The 2,203-nt window shown below is 42.0% G+C and carries 3 protein-coding genes; all 3 read left to right on the top strand.

Annotated elements, in window-relative coordinates:
• Positions 1 to 132: 132 nt before the first annotated feature.
• Complete coding sequence (locus tag CXF78_RS21035) at positions 133 to 657, top strand: DUF3087 domain-containing protein (protein WP_102037855.1); 525 nt, start codon at positions 133 to 135, stop codon at positions 655 to 657.
• Between the two features lie 89 nt (positions 658 to 746).
• The gene (locus CXF78_RS21030; RefSeq protein ID WP_102037854.1) at positions 747 to 1,757 is read left to right on the top strand and encodes an LLM class flavin-dependent oxidoreductase; all 1,011 of its coding nucleotides are present in this window, start codon (positions 747 to 749) and stop codon (positions 1,755 to 1,757) included.
• A 207-nt stretch (positions 1,758 to 1,964) separates the two neighbouring features.
• On the top strand, positions 1,965 to 2,203 hold a 239-nt coding region (locus CXF78_RS21715), incomplete at its 3' end, for a hypothetical protein (protein ID WP_219622106.1).

The raw sequence follows: 2,203 nt of genomic DNA, 5'->3' as shown, positions 1-2,203 counted from the left end.
TCGCTCCTGATTATCAACTCACTTACCCCCAATAGCATTAGATTAAATCACACTTAATAAGCGTTAATATTTCATTCTATAAATAGCTGTGACGCGTTAAGCTATAGATAAATAAGTGATGTGAGCGGCGTGATGAAGTTAGTTACAATTAATAAAAGCCAGTATCGTTCGGTTAACAATCAAGTACAGATAGGTTTAGTGGCAACATTGGCTATTTTGTCTGTGATATTTGGTCAGTTGATGATCTATTTTTTTGGCGTTAAGCCATTACCCGGTGCAGAGGCTACTGGCAATTTTCATCTTAATTTTACTGGGGTGATTTTGGCGCTAATGGTATGCAGCCTATTAATACGTAACCTGCGTACCAAACAGAAATTTTATGAAGTCTATTATGTGTGGCAACTGAAGCAGCTGCAGAACAAAATTTACCGCAAGCTGAAATCAGTTCAACAAGCTGCCAAAGACAATAACCGTGATGCATTAGTGATACTCAGTTTTTATTATCAAAGCTTGGCACTAGTGTATGAGTTAGATAACAACACGTTAACTATTTCAAACGTCAATAATGAGTTAAATAAACTACAGCAATGTATCGATGCCGCCGGTGTTTCTGTTGATGCTGATGAGTTTACTCCCGAGATGCTACAAGCCTTTTAGATCATCATCTGTTGAAAACCTTTCTTACTAGCTCGACAGCTTGGTTTTCAGTGGATGCCATCAATTCTTACCTTAAATAAGGAGCCATGATGTCAATATTGGCGGATATTCCTTTTTCATTACTCGAACTCGCGCCGATGCGCGAAGACGCCAGCGTCGCTGAAACATTACACGGTAGCCTACGTTATGCTCAACATGCCGAAAATGTTGGTATTAATCGTTTTTGGTTGGCTGAACATCACAATATGCCAGGCATTATTTGCTCGGCAACCTCGATATTAATTGGCTATATAGCAGGTGGGACTCAACGTATTCGTGTTGGTGCTGGCGGGATCATGTTACCTAACCACGCACCCTTAGTGGTTGCAGAGCAGTTTGGAACCTTGGCCAGTTTGTATCCCAACCGTATCGATTTAGGCTTAGGCCGCGCACCCGGTAGCGACCAAGTGACGAGTCGTGCATTGAATCGTGATGATAGCCGAGCTGAACACTTCCCAGAAGAAGTGAGCGAACTACAGTCATTACTAGGTCCGCGATCGCAGCGTCAACAAGCTGCATCCGCCCAAGTGAGAGCGATTCCGGGCGAAGACACTAATGTGCCAATTTGGTTATTAGGCTCCAGTTTGTTTAGCGCTCAGTTGGCTGCTAAACGTGGATTACCCTATGTATTTGCAGGCCACTTTGCACCGCGTTTTTTATATGATGCAGTTGAGCTTTATCGACGTGAATTTATTCCTTCAGCAGTATTGAGCAAGCCTTATGTTATGTTGGGATTACCTTTGGTCGCCGCCCCAACAGATGCTGAAGCAGAATACCTTAGTACTAGCTCGAAACAACGTATTTTGGCGTTAATTCGTGGCAATGAAATGTGGCTTAAACCGCCTGTCGATAGTATGGATGGGTTGTGGAGCGAGCAAGAGAAAAGCTACGTTGATAACTTTTTAAGTTTGTCGGTGTGTGGCGGACCTGCAACAGTTAAACATCGACTTGAAGTGATTGTTCAACAGCTAGGTGTTGATGAGCTTATGTTTACCAATGACTTATATGACAGTGAACATCGTTTACGCGCCCTGGATATTTTAATGGGCGTGAAACAATAAGTTTCCATAATAACGGTAACGATAACATCCACAAATATGATTAAGCGTTCACAACTAGTGAGCGTTTTTTTGTGTCATAACAAACCTGTGTTCATTGATATTCATAAAGTGGGCACGGGTGCTCTCTAACATGGGTAGTGGCTATTTGGGTTGCCTTGTAATGTTGAATTAATTGATTCATATTAAGTTAATCAATGACTACACGGAATGTTGCCAATGCCTATGCTGAGCGTTAATCGTTTATGCCACCCGAACCTTGTTTTATTACTATGCACTGTTTTACTTAGTGCTTGCTCTGCCAATTCAGAAAATAGCCAAAACGCTTACCATTTACCGCAGTTTAATCAAGCTCTGATTCATTCCACTTCTGCCGAAAATGTGCCTGAGATTGCCAGTCTGACTTATCTCTCCGAAATACAGCGACAAGAATTAGCTGGGTTTATCGC

It is taken from the genome of Shewanella sp. 11B5 (genome assembly GCF_002836795.1).
GTDB classification, from domain to species: Bacteria; Pseudomonadota; Gammaproteobacteria; order Enterobacterales; family Shewanellaceae; genus Shewanella; species Shewanella frigidimarina.
The sequence above is the reverse complement of the archived record's forward strand: the minus strand, read 5'-3'. Positions and strand labels throughout refer to the sequence as shown.